Below are 23,125 nucleotides of genomic sequence, written 5' to 3'. Positions count from 1 at the left end.
CTGTATGTTTACGAAACGCTTTTACTTTCATGAGAACTGACTCCTAAATAGGTGTCTACTTTTATGGAGTCAGATCAGATAGCTGATAGCTGATAGCTGATAGCTGATATCTATTCCCTTTTATTTTAGCTACAATACGCGCCGAACAAATTTTAGGTAATAGCCCCCTTGAAAAATCCCCAACATAACTCAGTATTAGTTTTGCGTGCTCAGCAAATTAGCGAATCGCGCCGCGAATTTAATGCCCGTGGCGGCAAAATGGATCGCTGTGAGCAGTGTTTAATTGCTAAGCATTACTGTATATGTGAGGGGGTAGAACAAGCGCAGTGCGATGCTGGCGTGTGTTTATTAATGTATCATAATGAAAGCTTTAAACCGTCAAACACAGGGCGTTTAATTGCTGAAATAGTCCCTGACAACTATGCATTTAGATGGGACAGAACAGAGCCAAGCGCTGAGCTATTAGCTTTACTAAACAACGCTGATTATCAACCTATGGTGATATTTCCAGCTGAAGATGTAGAGCCGGGCAGGGCAACCACCGAAGTAAACATTGAGCCTGGCAAAAAGCCATTATTTATATTTTTAGATGGCACCTGGCGCGAAGCTAAAAAAATGATCCGCAAAAGCCCGTACCTAGATAATTTACCGGTGTTGTCGATCACCGCTGATAAACTATCAGATTACCGTTTACGCGTTGCACCTCACGCATACCAGTTAGGCACTGCTGAGGTAGGCATTATGGTGTTAGCGCTCGCAGGTGAGCAAGATGCCGCCTTAAAGCTTGAACAGCACTTTATAAAATTTCGTGATGCGTACTTACTTGGTAAGCGAAATAAGGGCAGGCCACAGTAACTTAATTTTAGGCAAAGAAAAGCGCGCTCTATCTCTAGGCGCGCTTGCGGAATCTTCTAATTTTGCATCCTGCAATTGAACTTAATCAACTCCAATTTTTACTTATCCATGTGATTACGATATTACTTTTTAGTTCTATGTAATTTAGGCTATCCGGGCCTATCTCCTTTAAATCCCTGTACATCCTGTAGTGGTAAAAACTATTACCTATTCCTTTTGGCACATCCTAGTGCAGTCCATTAATTTACAATTCCATTGTGTTGCCTCAAGGGCCTGTCCATTTAATTCCTATCACATCCTGTTAAACAACTATCCGCTGTTGTTATCCTTGCTGTATCGTCCTGATACGTTCCTTTGTGCAACAATCCATTGCGATACTCATCCTGAGCCTGTCCTAATTTCCGTGTTGTCCGTAGTAACCTAATCATTGGTTGTTCGAGTAAGCAGTCCATTTCCTTTTACTCGATAAGCATCACTGCTTGGTTGATGTAGTAATTGTAGCGTGCTGGTGCAACTAAAATAGGTTAAAACGGCTATAGATTTACTTATAAAAAATGAGTATTTATAACAAATCAAATAAAAACAGATGCTTACATTGTTTTTTCTGGGTTGTTATAGGTTTTTTTACTCATTAGCTGTCAGCTCTGTAAGAGATGTCTTACGCGGCATTTCCCTTTTGGTCATTAATTACTTATTTACATTTATGTAAAGAGTGTATATTTTCACGTATCACGATAAAATCCCCCTGTAAATAATTACTATTTAGGTAAATTGATATGAGAACTGCACTGGCTATACTTACTTGTATTATTAGCGCTTCGCCTGCGTTTGCGAGCGATGTTGTTAATATTTACTCTTTTCGTCAACCGTTTTTAATTCAACCTATTTTAACCGACTTCACTAAGCAAACAGGCATTAAAACGAATGTGGTTTTTGCAAAAAAAGGGTTAATAGAGCGTGTTAAGCGTGAAGGAAAACACAGTAAAGCCGATTTAGTATTAACATCTAACTTTAGTGCGCTTATTCAGCTAGAAGATCTAAATTTAACGCAAAGTATTAAAAGTGATCGCATTAAAAACAATATTCCTGCGTCGTATAGAGATAGCGACGGGCAGTGGGTGGCATTAACTAAGCGGGTTCGTAATGTGTATTCATCAAAAGAGCGCCTAGGTGCATTACCTAAACTCACCTACGAAGATTTGGCTAACCCACAGTATAAAGGACAAATTTGTACACGCTCTGGCAAGCATCCTTATAACCTTGGCTTAGTTGCTTCGATGATTGCTCATCACGGCGAGGCAAAAACTAAAATATGGTTAGAAGGTGTTAAAGCTAATTTAGCACGTAAGCCACAAGGTAACGATCGCGCGCAAGTAAAAGCAGTAAAAGAAGGTTTGTGTAATCTTGCTTTAGGTAATAGTTACTACCTTGGCAAAATGCTTCAAGACGACGAGCAAAAAGCGTGGGCTGAGTCTGTTTATATTAATTTTCCTAATCAGCAAAACCGCGGCTCACACATAAATGTTTCGGGTGCTGTCATTACTAAATATGCAAAAAACCCTGATAATGCCCTTAAGCTTATTGAGTTTATGAGCGAAACCAAAGCACAAAATATGTATGCCTCTGTAAATATGGAGTACCCGGTTAAGCAAGGCGTTGAGCTATCAAGTTTAGTCGCCTCTTGGGGAAGCTTTAAAGAAGATGGCCTGGCACTTGATGAGATCAGTAAATATCGTCCGTTAGCCCTTAAGCTAATAGATGAGGTGAAGTTCGACCTTTAATGAATTTTATATTTAAGCTGTCTAAATGGCAGCTCTTTGCTTGGTCGACAGGGCTTTTATTGTCGGCCCCGCTGTTTTTTCTTATATATGAATCTTTACAAGGCGACTCAGAGGTATTTTCTCATCTGTGGGATACCGTGCTGTGGGATTATATTACTAACACCGTACTGCTGATTTTTGGCGTATGCCTGCTTAGCTGTGCAATTGCGCTACCGCTTGGTTGGCTCAGTGCATATTGCTCCTTCCCCGGAAAAAAGCAATTTGAATGGGCGCTTATGCTGCCCCTTGCAATGCCTACCTATTTAATAGCTTATGTGTATACCGATTTGCTAGATTATGCTGGCCCTGTGCAAATAGCCCTAAGAGACTGGTTTGATTGGCACTCGCCAACGGATTATTGGTTTTTTGATATTCGCACTTTGCCCGGCGCTATGGTGATGATCGCACTTGTGCTGTATCCGTATTTATTTTTAATTTTTAAAACCGCACTGCGAGAGCAGTCATTTAAGCTCGTGCAAGCTAGTCAATTAATGGGTTTATCGCCTTGGCAAAGCTTTTTTAAGGTAAGTATAGTACTTTCTCGTGGCTCAATTGTGGCAGCCCTTGCGCTCATAAGCATGGAAACCATGGCCGACTATGCAACGGTAAGTTACTTTGCAGTGAGCACTTTAACCACCGCAGTGTACGATACATGGTTTGGTTATTACTCACTCACGGCTGCAGCGAAAATATCGGGCGTTATGCTGTTACTGCTGTTTTTAGCTTTAATGGCGGAGCGCTTTAGTCGGCGTAACCAAGCCGTGTTTGAGCGTCAATCAGGTGTTAATAGCGAGTCGTTATACAAACTTAAAGGTAAACAAGCATGGCTGGCTACGTCATTTTGCAGTGTTATTTTGCTCATTGCTTTTATTATTCCTATGTTGGTATTGCTAAATTATGCAATAACTTACTTTGATAAAGCGTGGAACACGGCATTTTTTAGTTACGCGTGGCAAAGTTTACAAGTAGCTATTATTGTAAGCGTAGTCAGCATAATACTCGCTACACTCATTGTTTTTTATCAGCGTGTGGCAAAGCAAGGCTATTCTTTAATACCTGGTCGCTTAGCGAGCACCGGCTATGCACTGCCAGGTACGGTACTGGCTATTGCTGTGTTATTACCGCTTAGCGCATTAGAAAACTCAATAAATACAGCCCTTGAGAGCTACAACCTAGATATAGGTTTATTACTAACCGGTAGCATTATCACTATTATACTGGCTTACTTAGTGCGCTTTTATGCCATTGCGCACGGTGCTATAGAATCGAGCTTTGTACGTATTAGTCCATCACTGGATATGGCTAGCCAATCTATGGGTAAAAGCCAAGGGCAAACACTGCGCTTAGTGCACCTTCCTTTATTACGTCGAGGTCTTTTAACAGCTGCATTGCTTGTATTTATTGAGTGTATGAAAGAGCTGCCTGCCGCATTACTATTAAGGCCTTTTGACTTTGAAAGTTTAGCCACACATGTATTTCAATATGTGAGCGATGAGCAGCTTGAGCTTGCTTCTATTTCCGCTTTATTTATTGTTTTGGTTGGGTTGATCCCCTTGTATTTTATTAATCGTTCTATGGAGCAACGCAGTTAAATGAGCCGTTTAAATTTACAAGACGTGGGTTATCACTACAGTGGCACGCACGTGCTACACAATTTAGATTTAACGGTGAGTCAAGACGAAATTGTGTGTTTGCTCGGAGCCAGCGGCTGCGGTAAAACAACCACCTTAAAAGCAATTGCTGGCCTTATTGAAATAAATGAAGGTAGTGTATTTATAGATGGCAAATGTGTAAGCGACAAGCATACATTTGTATCACCAGAGCATCGTAATATAGGGATGATGTTTCAAGATTATGCCCTGTTTCCGCACCTCAGTGTGGCCGATAATATTGCGTTTGGGCTGGGTAAAGTAAGCAAAGCGCAAAAACAGCAACGGGTAGAGGAAATGCTAGAGCTAGTGCATTTAACGGGGTGTGCAAAACGCTACCCTCATCAGCTCTCGGGTGGCCAGCAGCAACGCGTGGCTATTGCGCGGGCTTTGGCTTATAAGCCAAGTTTATTGCTTCTTGATGAGCCTTTTTCGAACATAGATACACAAGTACGCTTTGAGTTAATTGCTGATATTAGGCGCATTATTAAAGCGCAGCAGGTTTCTGCGGTATTTGTTAGCCACTCAAAAGAAGAAGCCTTTGCGTTTTCAGACACGCTAGCCATTATGCACCAAGGAAAAATAGCCCAACAAGGTACACCAGAGCAGCTTTTTGCCATGCCAAAGACAAAGGAGGTTGCAGAGTTTCTGGGTCAGGGCATATACTTAGGCGCAGAAGTGTTAACGGCAACTGAATACACAACGCCTTTTGGTGTCGTGCAATCGCAGCATGAGCATACGCACAGTGCAATAAAAGGGGTGGTGTATATTCGTCCGCACCATATTGAGCTTGCGCAAAATACGCAGGCCGATAACCCTCAAGGTGTGAGCATTTTAAGCCGTCGGTTTATAGGCTCGGCTTATGTTTACACTGTTGTAATTGCAGAGCAAGAGATTGAAGTTGCCGCACAATATGGCCAGTCATTTGAAATAAATGAGCAGGTTATAATAAAAATAAAACCTCACACGGTGAATTTTTTCGAATCATAACAAATGTGTTATTCGCTGTGTTTTATAAAGCTAAGGAATAACAATGGCGCAAGCGCAATCTGGGATTTGTGCTGAAGCAAACTTACACGGTTTGCATTTATTTTTTAATGTATTTGATGGTCAAGACGAGTCATTGCGCGCAAAGCTTAAGCGCGTAAGCGCAATTGAAGAAGAGTTTAGTGATCAGTTCTCCGAAGCCATGCTCTCTTGCATGGTGGCTATAGGCGCGCAATATTGGCCGCATATACTACCTGAATATATCCCAAGCGAGCTGCAAAGCTTTCCTAATATAAATCACAGTGATTTTGTTATGCGCGTACAGCCATGTGATTTATTCATACAAATTCGCTCAGACCGAGAAGATGTTAATCACCTTTTTGCATTGCAAATATTAAAGTTGTTTTCGCCCGATGTAGAGCTGGTTGAACAAATTCGCAATTTTAGGTTTTTAGATGGGCGAGACTTTAACGGCTTTATTTATGCAGGCGACACCCCACATGGACGCCAAAAACGAATCACGGCACTGGTTAATAACCCCGACAGCTTTGAACACCAAGGCAGCTATATTCATGTACAGCGTTATAAACATGACCTGAGTGTATGGCAGCATTTATCACTAAGCGAGCAAGAGCATATTATGGGGCGCACACGTTTAGATAACACCTTAATTGAGCCTAAGGTAGATACGAGCCACGCGACTAGAAGTGAGCTAAAAGATGAAAGCGGCCAAGCAGTACTGCTTAACCAAAGCATGCCGTATGGCGATGTTTACGAGCAAGGCATGCTAAGTATTACATGCTCAGCATCGGGAAGTGCGTTTGAAAAGGTACTTAACAGCCGCATAGGAAAAGGGGAGTGTTACGACCACTGGCTTGATTTTACTCAAGCCGATATGGGCTCAGCGTTTTTTGCGCCGTCAGTTAGTTTTTTAAAACAGCTTTAAACCGTATCAAATAAAATACGTACGCGCTCTAGTGTAATGTCTATTTCAGATATTTTTGCTGGGGCAATAAAAATAGTGTCATCTCCGGCAATTGTGCCCAATACACCATCCGCTTTGCCTAGTGAGTCTAATAAGCGGGCAATTAACTGCGCAGCGCCTGGGCTGGTGGTTATAATAATCATCATTTCGTTATGCATAATATCAATAACAAGCTGACGTAGTGGGCTTTTAGCAGTCGGTACGCCCATTTCTGCGGGTAGGCAATAAACCATTTCTTGTTTAGCATTACGAGTACGCACAGCGCCAAACTTGCTAAGCATGCGTGACACTTTACTTTGGCTTATATTGTCAAAGCCTTGCTCTTTTAATGCTTCGACTATTTCGCCTTGCGAGCCAAAGTTCTCTTCTTTTAAAAGTGCTTTAAACGCTTTTACCAGCGCTTCTTGTTTGTCTTGTGGTTGCATAGTCTTTATTCATTTTTGTTATTTATAATGCAAATTCTACACAAAAATGAATAATTATGCAGCAGTTGTTTAGTTAACTTGCCAGTTTGCTGCGATAAACCAACAAAGTTTACAACTATGGTCGAAAATATACCTGAAATAAGCAGGATAAATTTGTTTTTAGTCGCTAATTTCATTATCTTAAGAGCCACAAATATTTCCTACCTCAAATTACGGAGAATTCCAATGAAAGTTGCTGTATTAGGTGCTGCAGGCGGTATCGGTCAAGCGTTGTCTTTATTATTAAAAACAGGCTTACCAGCTGGTTCTGAATTATCACTTTACGATGTTGCACCAGTTGTACCAGGTGTTGCGGTTGACCTATCTCACATCCCTACAGATGTTAAAGTAGCAGGTTTTGGCGCAGACGATTTAAATAAAGCGCTTGAAGGGTGTGATATCGTACTTATCCCAGCGGGTATGCCACGTAAACCAGGTATGGATCGTGCGGATTTATTTAACGTAAACGCAGGTATCATCAAAACATTAGCAGAAGGCATTGTAGCTAGCTGTCCTAAAGCGTTAGTGGGTGTTATCACTAACCCAGTAAACGGCACTGTGCCAATTGTTGCTGAAGTATTCAAAAAAGCAGGTACTTACGACGCTAAGCGCGTATTTGGTATCACTACGCTTGACGTAATTCGTTCAGAAGCATTTGTTGCTGAGCTTAAAGGCGTAGACGTAGCAACCGTTAAAGTACCAGTAATTGGTGGCCACTCTGGCACAACCATTCTACCTCTACTTTCTCAAGTTGAAGGCGTAAGCTTCACTGAAGAAGAAGTAGCTACACTTACTCCACGTATCCAAAATGCAGGTACTGAAGTAGTAAATGCTAAAGCGGGCGGTGGTTCAGCTACATTATCTATGGGTGCTGCTGCAGCACGTTTTTGTATGTCTTTAGTTAAAGGCCTACAAGGTGAAGACGTAGTAGATTACGCATACGTTGCTGTTGAAAATGGCGATGCAGAGTACTTTGCTCATCCAGTACGTTTAGGCACAAACGGCGTAGAAGAAATTCTTTCTTACGGCGAGCTAAGCGCATTTGAAGAAAAAGCTAAAAACGACATGCTTGAAACTCTGAAAAAAGACATCAAAGAAGGTGTTGATTTCATGGCGTAATAGCCAAGTTATGCACAAAAAAGCCTGCTTATGCAGGCTTTTTTATTGCTCGAAAATTATGGCCCTTAAAAACTAATTAAGGGAGGCTGCAAAGTTAGTGATCTCGCTCTACAGCTATACGCGCTAAGCTGATTAACGCTTGCTTGTACTGCGACTCTGCTAAAAAGTCTAAACAGGCAATGGCCTTGTCTGCTTCTTGCTGCGCCTTTTGCATTGTAAATTCAAGTGCGTTGGTTTGTTTAAGTGCCGTTAAAATAGCCTCAAGGTTATCCATACCATTGCAATGCTCAATGGCATCACGAATAAGGGCTCTTTGCTGATCACTGCCGTGCTTCATCGCATATATTAGCGGTAAGGTTGGCTTACCTTCTGCTAAATCATCACCAATATTTTTACCTAATTGGTCAGCGTCTGCGTTGTAATCAAGCACGTCATCAACTAACTGAAAAGCAGTACCTAAATGCATACCATATAAATTAAGCGCATCTAACACACTGTTATCTTGCTCGGTAATAATAGCTGCAAGCCCTGTAGCGGCTTCAAATAATTTAGCCGTTTTAGAGTAAATAACCTGCATGTAACTTGCTTCGGTGGTATTAGGGTCGTTGCAATTCATAAGTTGCAATACTTCACCCTCAGCAATCACGTTGGTGGCATCAGCAAGCACTTGCATAATTTGCATTTTGCCCAGCCCCACCATAAGTTGAAACGAGCGGGTGTAAATAAAATCCCCAACCAGCACGCTGGCAGCATTACCAAACTCGGCATTTGCAGTTGGTGTACCACGGCGCAGGTTAGATTCATCAACAACATCATCATGTAATAGTGTTGCAGTATGAATAAATTCAACAATCGTTGCCAAAGTAATGTGATCTTTACCTTGGTAACCCAAAGCTCTTGCTGCCAATATTGCCAGCATCGGGCGTACGCGTTTGCCGCCGCTGTTAACGATATACAAACCAAGTTGATTGACTAACGCCACATCTGAGCGCATTTGCGCGTGTATAAGTTGATTGACGTCATTCATATCGCTTTCGATTAACGCCTGGATAGCTTTTATATCCATTGATCTCCGAGCCAATTTTTATGTGTGAACGGCGCCGATTGTACAACAAAAAAAGCACTAGCTCGATATTTTGTGACGATTCATTAAAAAAACCGAGTTAAAAACCTTAATTAGCGCTTAATTAGGGTATTTAATTGTATATTTCACACTCAAAGGGCGACTATTTATTGCGCAGCCAATGGGTTCTGGAGTAGGCATAGCGACACGCAAATTTATTTTGTCTTTGCACTAAAAAGCGCTTGGCAACAGGGCAATTTAATATAAAATGGGGGAAATATTGAATTGCTCTCAATGCAGCTACTTTTTATTCATTTTAATTACAAAATAGGCTTGCTAGTTTTTATGCATTAGCGTAAACTTCGCGCCCTATCGAAGAATATTTTAGTTGCGTCGATTTGAGGGCGCACAGACGGAGTTAATTATGTACGCGGTTTTCCAAAGTGGTGGTAAACAGCATCGTGTGACTGAAGGTCAAACGATTCGTCTTGAAAAATTAGACGTTGAAACTGGTGCAGCAGTTGAATTTGATTCAGTACTTTTAGTTGCTGATGGTGAGAAAATCGAGATCGGTGTACCGTTCGTAAACGGTGGTAAAGTAACAGCTGAGGTTGTTTCACATGGTCGCGGTGAGAAGATTAAGGTTGTTAAATTTAGACGCCGTAAGCATTCTCGTAAGCAAATGGGCCATCGTCAATGGTTCACTGAAGTTAAAATCACTGGCATTAGCGCTTAATTAGAGGTACTTAGAAATGGCACATAAAAAAGCAGCTGGTAGTACTCGTAACGGTCGCGATTCAGAAAGCAAACGCCTAGGTGTTAAGCGTTTTGGTGGCGAATCAGTTCTAGCGGGTAGCATCATTGTTCGTCAACGTGGTACTCGTTTCCACGCTGGCGCAAACGTAGGTATCGGTAAAGACCACACTATCTTCGCAAAAGCAGATGGTAAAGTTCAATTTGAACAAAAAGGTCCTTTAAACCGTAAATACGTAACTATCGTAGCTGAGTAATCAGTAAGGTAGTAAAAAACCCCGCCTTTGCGGGGTTTTTTGTTTTCAGAAACGTCAAATATATACCCAAGCCTGCATTTACGTTGGCTTGGGTATATAATAGTTAAATTAAAGCCAATCCCTAAAGTGAGTAATCATGAAGTTTGTAGATGAAGTAGAAATTCGCGCAGAAGCTGGTGACGGCGGCAGCGGTGTCGTGTCTTTCCGTCGAGAAAAATATGTACCAGACGGTGGCCCGGACGGCGGTGACGGTGGAGACGGTGGTAGTGTTTATCTACAAGCTGATGAAAACTTAAATACCCTAATTGATTACCAGTTTGAGCGTTTTCACCGTGCAGAGCGTGGTACTAATGGTCAAAGCCGTAACTGTACAGGTAAAAAGGGCGAAGACTTGGTAGTAAAAGTACCTGTTGGTACACGTATTACCGACGTTGACACTCAAGAGGCGTTAGGCGATTTAACGCAGCATGGTCAAAAAATTGTGGTTGCAAAAGGTGGTTTCCATGGCTTGGGGAATGCACGTTTTAAATCAAGTACTAACCGTGCTCCACGTCAAAAAACGTTAGGTACACCAGGTGAAGTTCGTAACCTTAAATTAGAGCTTATGCTACTTGCCGATGTAGGCCTATTAGGGTTGCCAAATGCAGGTAAATCAACGTTTATTCGCAGTGTATCGGCAGCAAAGCCAAAAGTAGCTGATTACCCGTTTACCACGCTAATTCCTAATTTAGGGGTTGTGCGCCCAGAGGCTAACAAATCGTTTGTAATAGCCGATATTCCGGGCTTAATTGAAGGGGCCTCAGACGGTGCTGGCCTAGGTATTCGCTTTTTGAAGCATTTAGAGCGTTGTCGTGTATTGTTACACGTGATTGACGTTATGCCTGTTGATGGTTCAAACCCTGTTGATAATGCATTTGCCATTATTAACGAGTTACACCAATACAGCCCTAAGCTTGCTGAAAAGCCACGCTGGTTAGTGTTTAATAAAATAGACTTATTACCAGAAGATGAAGCGCAAGCTTTGTGTGAGCAAATTGCGCAAGAGCTAGGTGAAGAAGAAAACGTTTACCGTATTTCAGCAGTCAATAAGCTTAATACTCTGCCATTAATTCACGATATTATGGCATTACTTGATAGCATGCCTAAAGAGAAGTTCGTTGAGATTGAAGACGAAGAAGTTGAGTTCAAGTGGGATACCTACCATCAAAAAGCAACCAAAGGCGATGATGATGATTGGGACGACTGGGATGAAGACGACTACGATGTAGAAGTGGTCTACGAGCGTTAATAAAAAACATATTTTAAAAAGGAGCATAAGCTCCTTTTTTATTTTTTAAGAATAAAGTACTAGGTATTTGATGTGATAATTTCAATGATCGCCGCAATGGCAAACAACCGTGTAATTGGTCTTGATAATAAAATGCCGTGGCATTTACCCGCCGATCTACAGCATTTTAAAAAGGTAACAACAGGCAAACCTGTCGTTATGGGGCGTAAAACATTTGAATCGATAGGTCGCCCTTTACCTGGGCGCCGTAACATAATTATTACCCGTAATAGCCAGTATAGTGCTCAAGGTATTGAGACGGTCTCTACTACAGAGGCTGCACTAGAGCTGGTTAAAGCCGAAGAAGAGGTGATGATAATTGGCGGTGGTAATATTTATCAGCAGTTTTTACCAAGTGCCGATCGTTTATATTTAACCTTTATAGATTTAGAGGTTGAAGGGGATACGCAGTTTCCAGATTACCAAGCGGTAGCAACGTGGAAAAACGTCGACGAACAGGCAAATAAACCCGATGAGAAGAATCAATATAGTTATAAATTCGTAACCTTATATAAAAAAGATTAACATTATTGCGAAACTTACAGTAGGTTGGTACAATATTAGACAATTAATATAGGTAAAAAGTACCATAAAGGGTGTTCCATGTTTAAATTGTCAAAGCTAATTGTTATTACAGCCGTTGCTGCTGGGTCGTTAATGTATACCGTGCCTGCTAAAGCCAATGATCAATTAGCAGTATCTATTTGTGAATATATCGCAGCTGATGATAAAAACCGTTTACGTAGTAAACTAAAAAGCTCACGTGTAAAAATTCGCAATATTTACGATGCTATTCAATGTAATGGTAATAATTTACTTCGCCATGCTGTAGCTAGTAACGCTGTTAATTCTGGCGAGTACATAGTTAAAAACTTATCAAAAAGCGCACTGTCTGATGGCGCTGATATAGCATGGGCCGAAGGCAATGGCCACGGTGGCTCACCGTTAATTGCTGTAATTAAAGACCGTGCTGGCCTTTAATTAACACAATAAAATAAAAACCGCGCTGGTCGCGGTTTTTTTGTGCCTGGCGTTAGCTAATACGCAGCGCTTTAATAAATAGCTGTATTAAGCCTCTTATAATTTGAACACCCAAGTGATGAAACTCTTACCTTGTAATTAACCCGCGTTTCTTATCTTTAATAGCATATAAATTAAGTCGGTTGCTTTAATAAAGGCGCTGTATTCGCTAAGCCTTTACTCGTATATTTGGGGCAAATATACGTGTTTTCCCTGAGTTACATAAAATTGTCATAAATAGTTAATAGTCTACGCGCTTAAACAATAGGGGTTGTTATTTATGCGCGTATCATCTTTTACTCGGCTGTTAGCCATACTGCTAACATTGGCAAGTATTTTATTGGCCATCACACTATTTTGGGCAAGCCAAACTTTACTTAAGCTTGAGCAACAGGACAGCGCATACAGTAAATTAAAAAACACGATTTTAGTGGATTTAGCCGGTGGCTTAGGCAGTTATCTAGAACAAGGTGATAGCCAATACTTAAATCAATCATCAGCCCTAATTGAGCAAGTAAAAACACAGCAACTCACAGTACTCCCCTCGGTACTTGCCGAGCAATTAAATGAGCAGCTCAGCACGTTAGATACCGATATTAAAGGTAAGTACAGAGCGCTGGGTAAATTGTCGGGCAACGAAACGGCGTTACTTGATAATGCAATTCGCCAAATGGCCGGCTCAGCCTCGTCACTGATTGGTTATGCAAAAAAATCCCCTAATAAAAATAGCGATGCGCAAGCTTATTACACACTTGGCGCTGATTACTATAACGAGGTGACCAACCTTGCCTTATTTACTTATCAACTAATCGTAAGTTACGACAGCAATACTGAACAAAGTTTGCAGCAAAGTATTGCTAATTTAAATGGGTTAGCAGCCAAAATAGAGCAACTCCCTAATTTAGGTGTTATGAGCGAAGTTGACGAAGATGCTCTATTTTTTGAAGAAGAAGCTGAAGATTTGGCCGATGAAATAAAATCTGAAATTACCAGCTGGCCTAACCGCTACCCCCGCGATTTAGCCAGTACATTAGCGCAAGCCCAGCAACGTGAAGCCGGCACTAATGAATTGCGTGAGCAAATTAGCTTGCTCTCTAAAACCGTTATTAATGCAGAGCAGCAACTAAAACACGCACAAGGGGCGCTTAAAGAAAACGTATTTTGGGTATTTTGCTTTGCTATTGGCGCTTTGGTGATGCTAGCCGCGGGTGTTTATATTGTGCAGCGTAACCAAGTGCTCAACCCATTAAGGCAACTCAGAGACGGGTTTGCCTTTTTAATTGAAAGTAACGAGCTGAAAAACATTGAAAGTAAGAACCCAAAAACAGAAGTTGGCGAAATAGCCAGTTACTTTAATTTATTAATTGAGCGACAGCGCAAAGAGGCACAAGAGCGTGCCCAAATGCTAAAAGTGGTAAATGATTTTATGCAGCAAATGAGTGAGCATTTGCAAACTATTAGTCAAAAAGCGTCTACAAGTCATGGGCAAGTGGAGCAAAACCAACATTTGCTTGCTGATATTCAACAAATTGGCGAGCAGGTAAATAATATTAATGCCCAAGTGGCTGATAACGCCCAACACACTTTTAGTGCAATGGAGCAAAGTTTAGGCTTTGCACAAAGCATGCTAAGTGCCAGTTCAGATACGCAAACACGGGTTGAGCAAAGTATGCAAAACCTACAAGAGCTGCTTGCGGGGGTTGAAGGCGTTGGGCAAATTATTGAAGTGATCCGCAATATTGCCGATCAAACAAACCTACTAGCGTTAAATGCAGCAATTGAATCAGCACGTGCTGGCGAGCATGGCCGAGGCTTTGCTGTTGTAGCTGATGAAGTACGCCAGCTTGCCCGTCAAACTCAAGGCTCATTGAGCGATATTAATGAGCAGCTTACACTACTGAGCGAAAAGTCGGGCACAGTATCTACACAAATTGCGGCCTTAGCAGATGGCGCGCAGTCGCAAACACAAAACGCGCAAGAGCTAAAAGTAAACTCAGAGGGCGTGGCCGATAACGCTCAGCAAGCCAACAAAGTGGCATTTGAGGCCATGGAGCTGGCTAAACAGCAAAGTAATTTGCTAGATAACTTTAGCCAGTCAATGCAAAGTATGAAAGGCCAAGTAAGCGAATCAAGCTTACTTGTTGACGATATTCATAGCCAGTTACAACAGCAAATGCAAACCATAAAAGTAAACCTTGGTTTGTAAATACCTGCTAACACAAAGGTAATTAGCGTTATACTGTAGGCTCATTAATCAAATGCTTTAAGGATTTATCATGATTGAACAAGGTCAAACGTTACCCGCAGTTACATTAACGCAGCTAACAGACGAAGGCATGCAAACTCACACTAACGCTGAGCTTTTTAATGGTAAAAAGGTTGTGCTTTTTGCTGTACCGGGTGCATTTACGCCTACCTGTTCAAATGCGCATTTACCTGAATTTATAACCCATAGTGATAAAATTAAAGCGAAAGGTATTGCGGCAATTTACTGTGTATCGGTTAACGATGCTTTTGTAATGAAAGCGTGGGGAGAATCTCAAAATGCCCAACAAATCGATATGTTAGCAGATGGCGATGGCAGTTTTACTAAAGCATTAGGGCTTGATAAAGACACCGGCAGTTTTGGTGGAACACGCTCTACGCGCTATGCAATGATAGTCGACGATAATGTAGTAACAGGACTGTTTGTTGAAAAAGACAAAGAGTTTTCAGTAAGTCGTGCTGAGTCTGTGTTAGAAAAACTATAATCGCATTATTAAAGCCCTAAGTGCATGCACTTAGGGCCTTTTTAATTATGGCTGGTATTGGCCACTTAATGTTAAACCCGAAAAGGTTCTGTAAGCGTTAACGCTTAAATGCCACGTACCCGCTTGCGGATTGCTAAACGTACATGTTTCTGCGTTGCCGTTTTTATAAGGACGACAATCGTAGCTAGATGCGGTAGGTTGGCTGCCAAACTTAACAAATAAGTCAGCATCACCTGTACCACCTGAGGTGGTGACCGTAAATGTGCTCATTCCTGCTGGCACATCTAAGGTATAGTGCTTCCAGTTACCTGTTGTAGCCGTTACATCGCTCACCGTGCCGCCACCGGCTTCTGGTGTAGTTGAACTGCCACCTGTAGAACCACCTGTAATATTACCCACTAAACTAACGCCAGAATAAGCCGAGTAGCCACGAAGCATTACATGGTATGTACCAGCGGTTGGGTTATCAATAGAACATTCTTCGCTATTACCGCCTTTGTACGGACGACAATCGTAGCTTGAGGTAGTTGGTTGGCTGCCTGCGCGTACGTATAAATCTGCATCGCCGCTACCGCCACTCATTGTGAATGTAACATTCGTTGCGCCACTTGGTACTGTCATCGTGTAATACGCTTGTGAACTTGCAGCGCCGCTTAAGCCTGTTTTAGCTTCGCCATCTGTCAGTTCGCTATCGCCACCGGTAGGAGGTGTTGTACCGCCACTTGCTGCGGCTACAGCGGCTGCTGCATCAACAATACCTGTACCACAACTTGTACACGTTGCTGGGAATGAGCGGGTGGTCGATTTTAAAATGCTTTCTATTTCATCTGGGGTAGCATTTGGTTTAGCTTGCTTTATCAGGGCTGCAACACCGGCAACATGAGGCGCCGCCATTGATGTACCTTGAGAGAACGCATAGTTATCGCTTGAAGGTGTAGACGAGCCAGAATTATAGGTTGATAAAACGCCTTCAGAGTCGTTTGCAAAGCTTTGTGCGCCGCCCGGCGCTGCAACATCAATATTGCTACCATAGTTTGAATAATATGCTCGTCCGCCGTTACGTCCAACAGAGGCAACATTAACAACGCCACTACAGTTACCTGGGTTATAGTTTGCTGAGTTATCGTTATCATTACCGGCAGCAATAACCACGACTGCACCGTTGCTGCGTGCCGTGTTAATTGCGTTTTGTGTGGTAGAGCTACACGAGCCGCTGCCACCTAAGCTCATGTTAATTACATCAGCAGGGTTTGAGTTGGCAGGAATGCCCGATACACTGCCGCCAGATGCCCAAATAATGCCATCAGCAATGTCTGACGTTAAACCACCACACTTACCAAGAACACGCACAGGTACAACTTTAGCGCCATAAGCCACACCGGCAACACCTTCACCGTTATTAGTAACAGCCGCAACCGTACCTGCTACGTGCGTACCGTGCCAGCTTGAGCCTTGTGCGCCGTTATTTCCACATTCGCCAGCAGCTACAGCATCGCCCGGATCGCGTGCGTCACTGTCGCGACCGCCGCCATCGTTTGCTACCGATAGGTTAGAGATCATATCGTAACCCGGTAAAATGTTAGCATTTAAATCAACATGAGGGCGGTAGCCAGTATCAAGTACCGCAACCACTACGCCACTGCCTGTTGCAGTATCCCATGCGGTTGGTAAGTTTAGGCCTCCCGCTTGCTCGTAGTAGTGCCATTGGTCGCCGTAACGAGGGTCGTTAGGCGTTGCAAATGGTTTTAACATTTGATCCACTTCAATGTATTCAACATTGCCAGAATCAACCATTTCTTGCATAAATTCTTGTGCTTCTGCAGCGCTCAGTTTTTTATCTGCGCGCATAACGTGGTGGTTATTAAGCGCCATTGCACGGATGTACTTCGCTTTTACTTTACCTTTTTTAGAAGCGAAATTTTTTACAAAGCGTTGAGCACGCTTTTTCATATTTGCAGGGCTTGCGTCAGCAGACGAAATGCTTAGCATATCGTTCGCGCTATTTTTGTACTTAATAATAAACTGAGTTTCAAAACCCGATTGGCTTTGTAGTTTGGCTGTGGTTTCTGCCATAGAGGTAGACACATCTTGAGCAACACTTGCAGATGCTGCAAATACCGTACTAATAGTGAGCGCGATAGCGCAACGCTTAAATGATTTACTTGTTGTCATAATTATCCCTAGTTGTTATTAGTTAGTTCGTAATATTAAATTACGAAACAGAAACAAAGGTAAATGATCTGTTAATTTCTTTAAAATAATAATTGCTTATGTACCTATTTCTTTTAGTTATAACCTAGGTGTACGGTGCCTTTGTCGTTGTTTAGTATTTATCATATAAAACAAAAATAAGCATAAAGGATTGTTATTTTTACACTGTTTAGAAAAGCCCATAGCTAGCCTTGGTTACATTTGTTGCTATAAATTTAATAATAAATTCTATTCAGAGTGTTTAAACAAACTTTGCTATAATCGGGCAAATTTTTGAGTAGGGCGAAGTAATGAATCAAGTAGATGTAATTGTGATTGGCGCAGGTGCAGCCGGATTAATGAGTGCAGCACAAGCAGGTTATCGCGGGCGTAGCGTTACAGTGCTTGATATGGGCAAAAAGCCTGGTCGAAAAATTTTAATAAGTGGTGGTGGGCGTTGTAATTTTACCAATGAAAATGCTAGTCCAGAAAACTACTTATGCAGTAACCCTCACTTTGTTAAATCGTGCTTAAGCCGCTATACCCAACACGATTTTATTGAGCTGGTAGACCGCCACGGCTTGGCATACCATCATAAAACCTTAGGCCAATTGTTTTGCGATAACAGCGCGCAAGATATAGTCGATATACTACTTACCGAATGCGAGTGGGCTGGTGTTAATATTAAATTGCGCAGTGAAGTGTTAAATGTGGCTAAAACCGATATTGGCTACCGTGTTACCACGGAGCAAGAAACACTGACTTGTGAATCGCTAGTTATCGCATCGGGCGGTTTAACAATGCCCAAGCTTGGCGCCACTCCTATAGGCTATAAAATTGCAGAGCAGTTTGGCTTAAACGTACTACCTACCATGGCGGCGCTTGTGCCATTTACTTTGCATCAACACGATAAAGAACGCTTTGAAGGGCTTTCAGGAATTAGTATACCGTGCGAAGTGTCTAGCGAAGACGGCACCGTATTTAAAGAGAATATTTTGTTTACTCACCGAGGTTTATCGGGGCCTGCCATATTGCAAATAAGCTCATTTTGGCGAGCAGGGCAGGCAGTAAGCATAAACTTGCTCCCTGATCTCGATTTAAAACAGCAACTGGCTGATTGGCGAGAAACACAAGCCCAAAAATCATTAAAAAACAGCCTTGCGACTATTTTACCCAAACGCTTTATAGACATACTGCACGACAGCAAAGCGATTCCAGATTGTAATATTAATCAGCTTACCCATGCTCAAATAGATGAGTTAGCAAGCTATATTCACGCATGGCAAATAAAACCTAATGGCACAGAGGGCTATCGTACCGCCGAGGTAACTTTGGGCGGCGTTGATACCGATGAGCTGAGCTCTAAAACCTTTGAAGCTAAAAAAGCCAAAGGCTTATATTTTATAGGCGAAGTAACCGATGTAACGGGCTGGCTTGGGGGCTACAACTTCCAGTATGCGTGGAGCTGTGGGTTTGCATGTGGGCAATATGCATAAGTATTTCAGCGTATTGTGATAGATGAGATAAAAATATTACACTCTTAATTAAGGTGATTTTAAAGAGTGTAATATTGGTGCGTATATTTTTGCTGTTAAGTATTGTCGCTACAAGTTTTAATGCATTAGCATCAGAAAACTACAGCGATCATGAAGCGTTTTGCTTGCAACAGCCCAAAACGCACTGTTTAACTTATATTGAAACGCGCCTTAATGAAGTCAAAGATAACCCTGCACAGTGGTACAAAATAAAAACCTACCAATTTGATTACTACTACGACTACCAACAGTTCGAAAACTTACTCAACGCTATTACTCCTTTTTTAGAGCAAGATAAGCTGCCCGATGTATTTAAGCTACAAATGTATTTTTATTACGCGAAAGCACTTAACTATATTGGCAAAAAAGCAGAAGCTAAAACGTATGCCGCTAAAGCGTTTACCCAGTTAGACGGGATATATAATGCTTTTGGTGACCCTTTAAGATTAGTGGAGTTGGCTAACCTACACTATGTGTTTGGTAGTAAAAAAGCAGCGATGCGATTACTAAGAGATGCCGAGCAGCGCTTTGCAAAAAATAACGATCCTATTTTTCATTTAGAGCTGCACATTAACAAAGCGCATATTTACTTAAAGTGGCAGCAATACGAGCACGCAGTAAAAAGTAATTTAATGGCCTATAACGCCATAAAAAACACCAACCACGCTGCTAAAGTAGTGCTTGCTAGCGGTAACTTAGCGTACAGTTATCAGCAAAATAAAGAGTATTTACAGGCTATAAATTATTATAAAACCGCATTCAAATTTACTGAGCCCTCAAGCATTTACTACGCTATTTATAGCTTACGTTTAGCGCAGGTATATTTACAAATAGGTAAAAAGGTACAAGCGAAAGAATGGCTTAGTCGCATTGATAGAAACGCCACCGAGTTTGGTAAAGGCCATGCTGCATTGTATAGCAAGCTGCAGCACGCCCTTAGCAATAATTAATTTGCAATCGCTGCTTTATATGGGGTGTTAACGCCTGCGTAACGCGGGCCAAATATTTCTAAACCTTTAGGGCCTGTAAATTCCTTTGGCGCTGGTAAAATTACAACGGCTACTTTCATGCCTACCTCGTAATTAGGATTAGTAATTGGTGTGCCTGTTTGGCTGTTAATACAGCATATTAAATCAGGAATGGTTACGTGTACTTCGTCATTTAAAAACGCGGCCATGTTTTCGTTTTTAACCGTTATTTTGTAACTGTTATTTACAAACTCGCTTAACCCTTTAAGTGTTACTTCGCCTAACGTAAATCCTTCTACGGTGTTAAATTCAAATGTGCTTACCTCGCCTTCAAAGGCAATAAAGCCGCCGCCGTGCTTGGCAATTATGTGTGCGGTGTTAGCGTGCTGTGCGTTGGCGTCACGCATTGCTTTACCGAGTTTAAGGGCTTTACTAATGGTGCCGTGAATAACTGCGTTTTTCATTTGCTCAATAGGTAAAATATGATCAATGGCTGCTATGTCGTTACGGCTAATTTTAGCCAGTGCTCGCACTACTGTTTCGGCGCGTAAGTCGTCCATTACATTTTCGCAAATAAAGCACTCACCAAATTCATTCGCGGTAATAATGGGCGCTGCGGGTAAGTTATTTAAATAATAGGTTGAATGGGTGATCTCCGGTACTGCGCGCCCAGCGGGGTCGGCATCAATAATGTAGCCGTCAAACATTGCAGCTAAGTAAAACGATACTGCGGTGTTTGAGCCGCCAAGCTCACAACAAATAGTGCCATAAATAGCATCGTTACCTGTGTATTCAAGGGTGCGCTGGTAAGCAGCTAAAATAGCGTGCTTAGTGCTGCGGGGCAGGTTTGCATACGCGCGTTCTTCTTGTTCACTTAAAGCAGAAATAGCGCCTAACATGTAAGGCGTACAAACAAGCTCACCCGCGGGGACTTCATCGGCACTAATTAGTTTAAAGGTTTTACCCTGTGCGAGTGCTTCGTCAATATAGGCAATGCCTTCACTTAACTCACCGCCGCCGCCAGTGCCTAAAATGGCGCAGCCGTATAAAATATCAATAAGTTGGTCACGATTAAGAATTTGCATGTGTGTATCGCTATTGGTTAACTCATACCCATCCCCAAAACAGATCACTTGATTAAGCGGATTGGTATAAAACAGCAGGCATTAAAAAAATACCTGCTGTAAAGGTGAAAAAATTAAAATTGGTAACTGAGCTCAATACCGTAACTACGAGGCTTATTAGGTTGGCGCACTAGGTCTGTAACCCCATCGGCTAGTAGAAAAATATCTTCAATAGCGCGCTCATCCGTAAGGTTGTCTACGTAAACTTGAACGCTCCACTGCTCTGATTTGAGCCCTACACCGGCATTTAGGTAGGTATAACGCGACGACTCAACATCAGGAATATCAATACTGAATGTTTTAGGGCCTTCAATTAATAGCTCAGCGCGCGAGAACAGTGACCATTCTCCGTTGAGTGCTAAGTTATGATTTGCCGACAGCCCGTAGTTATACTCAGGCACCCAAAATTGTGGCCTGCCAGCCAGTTCGGGGCGCAGTGCAAAGCGTTTAATTTCTGAATCAACAATACCTGCACTGAGGTTAATACTTAAATTGCTGGTGGCAGCAAAGGCGGCTTCTAGCTCTAAGCCTTTGGTTTGTACTTCGTCAATAGAGAGGTTTTCAAGGGTGAAGGTATCTATATTAAATTGGGTAAATTGCGCATCGCCTTGCTCAATAATAAACGCGGCGCCATTAAAGGTAACTTTGTTATTAAACAAAGCGGTTTTAAAGCCCATTTCGTAGCTGTCAGAAATTTCTTTATCAAAGGTGCGGCTAATACCGTCGGCTGGCTCGTTAAAGCCCCCACTTCTAAAACCACGCGAGTAGCCGGTGTAAAGCAGTAGGTCGTCATTCATTTGGTACGCTAAGGTAACTTTAGGCTGTAATTGGCTAAACGATTTTTTAGCGTAAGTGGCGTCTTTATTGGTTGGGTCGAACGACTCGCGAGTATCGTGATCGTAACGCATCGCACCGGTGAGCTCTAACTGCTCGTTTATATCGTAGTTAAACTGCCCAGCAAGTGCCCATGCATCGCTGCTGTTGTTGTCGATAATTGAAAGGTAGGGCTCGTCGTTGGCAAAATCTGCACGCGTTAAAATTTCGGCATCGGTAAAATCATCGTAAAATAATACCGCAGTATCGCGGTCGCGCTGTTGATAAAACGCCGACACCGACCATCTAAAAGCCTGATCCGACTGGGATATAAACCGCGACTCTACCGTTAACGATTCAATATCGTATAACCCTTCAGTACCAAATGGGGCTCTAAAAAAGCCATCTTCGTCAATAAAGGTGGCATCGGCAGAGTAGTCGCCATCGTAAAAGTGCTCGTTTTCTGAATTGCTGTACGCGGTTACAAACTCAAATTTACCTAAATCGTAATGTTGGGTTAGCTTGGCGCTTAGCTCATACACATCACGCTCATCTTGGTTAATAATATTTTGTGAGGTATTAATTGAAAAGTCTTCAATGGTGTCATCGCTCACCCCTTGGTAGTAAGCAAACCCAGCTTCGCTTGAGGTGTATTTACCTTTAAGATTTATTGAGGTGTCTTCGCTTAGCTCAAACTCTAACTGTGAAAAAACCGATTGCTCTTTTAACGGGTCGGCGTAATCGCCTGTGTAGGTATTTTTAATCAGTCCGTCGGTATCTTTAATGTAACCACCGGCTCTAAAATATGCGGTGTTTTCATCGTTAAGCGAACCCGATACAACCGCATTCAAATTATACGTGTTGCCATTACCTACTGAGCCTTTAATTTTACCTTCAAAGTCTTCAATAGGTTTTTTAGTTGTCACAATAACCGCACCACCAATGGCGCCGCGGCCATACAGTGCGCCTTGTGCGCCACGCATAACTTCAATACGTTCAATATCAACTAGATCTTGGTTTATAAACTCTAAATCGGGGGCGGTAACACCATCAACTACAAACGCTAATGGCGGATCGCCCACCTGCGGTGTAATTAAGCCACGAATAGTAATACGGGCAAGGCCGGGCCTAAAATTATCGAGCTGCGATAAGTTGGGAGTTAAATTAGCAACATCACGAAAGTTAGTAATACGTGACTTTTCGATTGTCTCGGCGCTAAATGCGGTAACAGAGTCAGGCACGTTTTGTATCGACTCAACACGCCCGCGCGATATCACCGAAATTTTTTCTATAGTGTCAGTTACTGTTTGTTGTTGTTCTTGCGCATGCACATAGTTTATGCACGACAGGGTGACTGCCGATGCTAATAGTGTTTTACGAAAGCGTATTTTGTTGTATCTGCTCATGTTCTATGTCCTAATGTGACTATCATGGTGATGTTACTTA

At 42.2% G+C, this 23,125-nt stretch carries 20 protein-coding genes; 15 read left to right on the top strand and 5 right to left on the bottom strand.

What is annotated here, in order from left to right; all coding sequences use genetic code 11:
- The first annotated feature begins 168 nt into the window (after positions 1 to 168).
- The 5 genes from OIZ54_RS13130 (at position 169) to OIZ54_RS13110 (ending at position 6,257) form a co-directional block, all read left to right on the top strand.
- Complete coding sequence (locus OIZ54_RS13130) at positions 169 to 855, top strand: tRNA-uridine aminocarboxypropyltransferase (RefSeq protein ID WP_029773351.1); 687 nt, start codon at positions 169 to 171, stop codon at positions 853 to 855.
- Positions 856 to 1,631: 776 nt separating this feature from the next.
- Complete coding sequence (locus OIZ54_RS13125; protein ID WP_264390570.1) at positions 1,632 to 2,636, top strand: extracellular solute-binding protein; 1,005 nt, start codon at positions 1,632 to 1,634, stop codon at positions 2,634 to 2,636.
- On the top strand, positions 2,636 to 4,267 hold the full coding sequence (locus OIZ54_RS13120) for an ABC transporter permease (protein ID WP_264390569.1): 1,632 nt from the start codon (positions 2,636 to 2,638) through the stop codon (positions 4,265 to 4,267). Before OIZ54_RS13125 ends, OIZ54_RS13120 begins: the two co-directional genes overlap by 1 nt.
- Positions 4,268 to 5,314, top strand: a complete 1,047-nt coding sequence (locus OIZ54_RS13115) for an ABC transporter ATP-binding protein (protein WP_264390568.1) — start codon at positions 4,268 to 4,270, stop codon at positions 5,312 to 5,314.
- A gap of 43 nt (positions 5,315 to 5,357) precedes the next feature.
- Positions 5,358 to 6,257, top strand: a complete 900-nt coding sequence (locus tag OIZ54_RS13110) for a Dyp-type peroxidase (protein WP_264390567.1) — start codon at positions 5,358 to 5,360, stop codon at positions 6,255 to 6,257.
- Here the strand turns inward: OIZ54_RS13110 and argR are convergent.
- Positions 6,254 to 6,721 (bottom strand): transcriptional regulator ArgR, encoded by a 468-nt coding sequence (gene argR, locus OIZ54_RS13105; protein ID WP_004587918.1) that lies wholly within the window; start codon positions 6,719 to 6,721, stop codon positions 6,254 to 6,256. The genes OIZ54_RS13110 and argR overlap by 4 nt on opposite strands.
- Before the next feature lie 225 nt (positions 6,722 to 6,946).
- On the opposite strand from argR, the gene mdh reads away from it, so the two are divergent.
- Positions 6,947 to 7,879, top strand: a complete 933-nt coding sequence (mdh, locus tag OIZ54_RS13100) for a malate dehydrogenase (protein ID WP_004587919.1) — start codon at positions 6,947 to 6,949, stop codon at positions 7,877 to 7,879.
- A gap of 94 nt (positions 7,880 to 7,973) precedes the next feature.
- Here mdh and ispB read toward each other — a convergent pair whose 3' ends face one another.
- A complete protein-coding gene (gene ispB, locus OIZ54_RS13095; protein WP_054982281.1) occupies positions 7,974 to 8,945 on the bottom strand; it encodes an octaprenyl diphosphate synthase in 972 nt (323 codons plus the stop codon).
- Between the two features lie 421 nt (positions 8,946 to 9,366).
- On the opposite strand from ispB, the gene rplU reads away from it, so the two are divergent.
- The 7 genes from rplU to OIZ54_RS13060 all read left to right on the top strand — a co-directional run bounded on the left by rplU (position 9,367) and on the right by OIZ54_RS13060 (position 15,049).
- On the top strand, positions 9,367 to 9,678 hold the full coding sequence (rplU, locus tag OIZ54_RS13090; RefSeq protein WP_004587921.1) for a 50S ribosomal protein L21: 312 nt from the start codon (positions 9,367 to 9,369) through the stop codon (positions 9,676 to 9,678).
- Positions 9,679 to 9,694: 16 nt separating this feature from the next.
- Positions 9,695 to 9,952 (top strand): 50S ribosomal protein L27, encoded by a 258-nt coding sequence (gene rpmA / locus OIZ54_RS13085; RefSeq protein ID WP_004587922.1) that lies wholly within the window; start codon positions 9,695 to 9,697, stop codon positions 9,950 to 9,952.
- 136 nt (positions 9,953 to 10,088) lie between these two features.
- Positions 10,089 to 11,240 (top strand): Obg family GTPase CgtA, encoded by a 1,152-nt coding sequence (gene cgtA / locus OIZ54_RS13080; RefSeq protein ID WP_264390563.1) that lies wholly within the window; start codon positions 10,089 to 10,091, stop codon positions 11,238 to 11,240.
- Positions 11,241 to 11,312: 72 nt separating this feature from the next.
- Positions 11,313 to 11,804, top strand: coding sequence for a type 3 dihydrofolate reductase (gene folA / locus OIZ54_RS13075; RefSeq protein ID WP_096740198.1), 492 nt, complete (start codon positions 11,313 to 11,315; stop codon positions 11,802 to 11,804).
- 78 nt (positions 11,805 to 11,882) lie between these two features.
- Positions 11,883 to 12,260 (top strand): DUF3718 domain-containing protein, encoded by a 378-nt coding sequence (locus OIZ54_RS13070; RefSeq protein WP_055014269.1) that lies wholly within the window; start codon positions 11,883 to 11,885, stop codon positions 12,258 to 12,260.
- Positions 12,261 to 12,579: 319 nt separating this feature from the next.
- Entirely contained in the window at positions 12,580 to 14,505 is a 1,926-nt protein-coding gene (locus OIZ54_RS13065) for a methyl-accepting chemotaxis protein (RefSeq protein WP_264390562.1), read from the top strand.
- 70 nt (positions 14,506 to 14,575) lie between these two features.
- Positions 14,576 to 15,049 carry a peroxiredoxin gene (locus OIZ54_RS13060; RefSeq protein ID WP_264390561.1) on the top strand — a complete coding sequence of 158 codons (474 nt, stop codon included), beginning with the start codon at positions 14,576 to 14,578 and terminating at the stop codon, positions 15,047 to 15,049.
- Between the two features lie 45 nt (positions 15,050 to 15,094).
- On the opposite strand, the gene OIZ54_RS13055 is transcribed toward OIZ54_RS13060, so the two are convergent.
- Positions 15,095 to 17,221, bottom strand: a complete 2,127-nt coding sequence (locus OIZ54_RS13055) for a S8 family peptidase (protein WP_264390560.1) — start codon at positions 17,219 to 17,221, stop codon at positions 15,095 to 15,097.
- 329 nt (positions 17,222 to 17,550) lie between these two features.
- Between OIZ54_RS13055 and OIZ54_RS13050 the strand changes: the two genes are divergently transcribed.
- On the top strand, positions 17,551 to 18,735 hold the full coding sequence (locus tag OIZ54_RS13050) for an NAD(P)/FAD-dependent oxidoreductase (protein ID WP_029774315.1): 1,185 nt from the start codon (positions 17,551 to 17,553) through the stop codon (positions 18,733 to 18,735).
- A 77-nt stretch (positions 18,736 to 18,812) separates the two neighbouring features.
- Entirely contained in the window at positions 18,813 to 19,724 is a 912-nt protein-coding gene (locus tag OIZ54_RS13045; protein ID WP_264390572.1) for a tetratricopeptide repeat protein, read from the top strand.
- Here the strand turns inward: OIZ54_RS13045 and OIZ54_RS13040 are convergent.
- Both OIZ54_RS13040 and OIZ54_RS13035 read right to left on the bottom strand, forming a co-directional pair.
- Positions 19,721 to 20,827 (bottom strand): DUF917 domain-containing protein, encoded by a 1,107-nt coding sequence (locus tag OIZ54_RS13040; RefSeq protein WP_248530506.1) that lies wholly within the window; start codon positions 20,825 to 20,827, stop codon positions 19,721 to 19,723. The genes OIZ54_RS13045 and OIZ54_RS13040 overlap by 4 nt on opposite strands.
- Positions 20,828 to 20,940: 113 nt before the next feature.
- Positions 20,941 to 23,085, bottom strand: coding sequence for a TonB-dependent receptor (locus OIZ54_RS13035; protein ID WP_264390559.1), 2,145 nt, complete (start codon positions 23,083 to 23,085; stop codon positions 20,941 to 20,943).
- Positions 23,086 to 23,125: the final 40 nt, after the last annotated feature.

It is taken from the genome of Pseudoalteromonas sp. A3 (genome assembly GCF_025942345.1).
GTDB classification, from domain to species: Bacteria; Pseudomonadota; Gammaproteobacteria; order Enterobacterales; family Alteromonadaceae; genus Pseudoalteromonas; species Pseudoalteromonas atlantica.
The sequence above is the reverse complement of the archived record's forward strand: the minus strand, read 5'-3'. Positions and strand labels throughout refer to the sequence as shown.

Coding starts and splice junctions, on each gene's coding strand:
- OIZ54_RS13125 (WP_264390570.1), top strand. CDS start 1,632: ATGAGAACTGCACTGGCTATACTTACTTGTATTATTAGCGCTTCGCCT.
- OIZ54_RS13120 (WP_264390569.1), top strand. CDS start 2,636: ATGAATTTTATATTTAAGCTGTCTAAATGGCAGCTCTTTGCTTGGTCG.
- OIZ54_RS13115 (WP_264390568.1), top strand. CDS start 4,268: ATGAGCCGTTTAAATTTACAAGACGTGGGTTATCACTACAGTGGCACG.
- OIZ54_RS13110 (WP_264390567.1), top strand. CDS start 5,358: ATGGCGCAAGCGCAATCTGGGATTTGTGCTGAAGCAAACTTACACGGT.
- argR (WP_004587918.1), bottom strand. CDS start 6,721: ATGCAACCACAAGACAAACAAGAAGCGCTGGTAAAAGCGTTTAAAGCA.
- mdh (WP_004587919.1), top strand. CDS start 6,947: ATGAAAGTTGCTGTATTAGGTGCTGCAGGCGGTATCGGTCAAGCGTTG.
- ispB (WP_054982281.1), bottom strand. CDS start 8,945: ATGGATATAAAAGCTATCCAGGCGTTAATCGAAAGCGATATGAATGAC.
- rplU (WP_004587921.1), top strand. CDS start 9,367: ATGTACGCGGTTTTCCAAAGTGGTGGTAAACAGCATCGTGTGACTGAA.
- rpmA (WP_004587922.1), top strand. CDS start 9,695: ATGGCACATAAAAAAGCAGCTGGTAGTACTCGTAACGGTCGCGATTCA.
- cgtA (WP_264390563.1), top strand. CDS start 10,089: ATGAAGTTTGTAGATGAAGTAGAAATTCGCGCAGAAGCTGGTGACGGC.
- OIZ54_RS13070 (WP_055014269.1), top strand. CDS start 11,883: ATGTTTAAATTGTCAAAGCTAATTGTTATTACAGCCGTTGCTGCTGGG.
- OIZ54_RS13065 (WP_264390562.1), top strand. CDS start 12,580: ATGCGCGTATCATCTTTTACTCGGCTGTTAGCCATACTGCTAACATTG.
- OIZ54_RS13060 (WP_264390561.1), top strand. CDS start 14,576: ATGATTGAACAAGGTCAAACGTTACCCGCAGTTACATTAACGCAGCTA.
- OIZ54_RS13055 (WP_264390560.1), bottom strand. CDS start 17,221: ATGACAACAAGTAAATCATTTAAGCGTTGCGCTATCGCGCTCACTATT.
- OIZ54_RS13050 (WP_029774315.1), top strand. CDS start 17,551: ATGAATCAAGTAGATGTAATTGTGATTGGCGCAGGTGCAGCCGGATTA.
- OIZ54_RS13040 (WP_248530506.1), bottom strand. CDS start 20,827: ATGCAAATTCTTAATCGTGACCAACTTATTGATATTTTATACGGCTGC.
- OIZ54_RS13035 (WP_264390559.1), bottom strand. CDS start 23,085: ATGAGCAGATACAACAAAATACGCTTTCGTAAAACACTATTAGCATCG.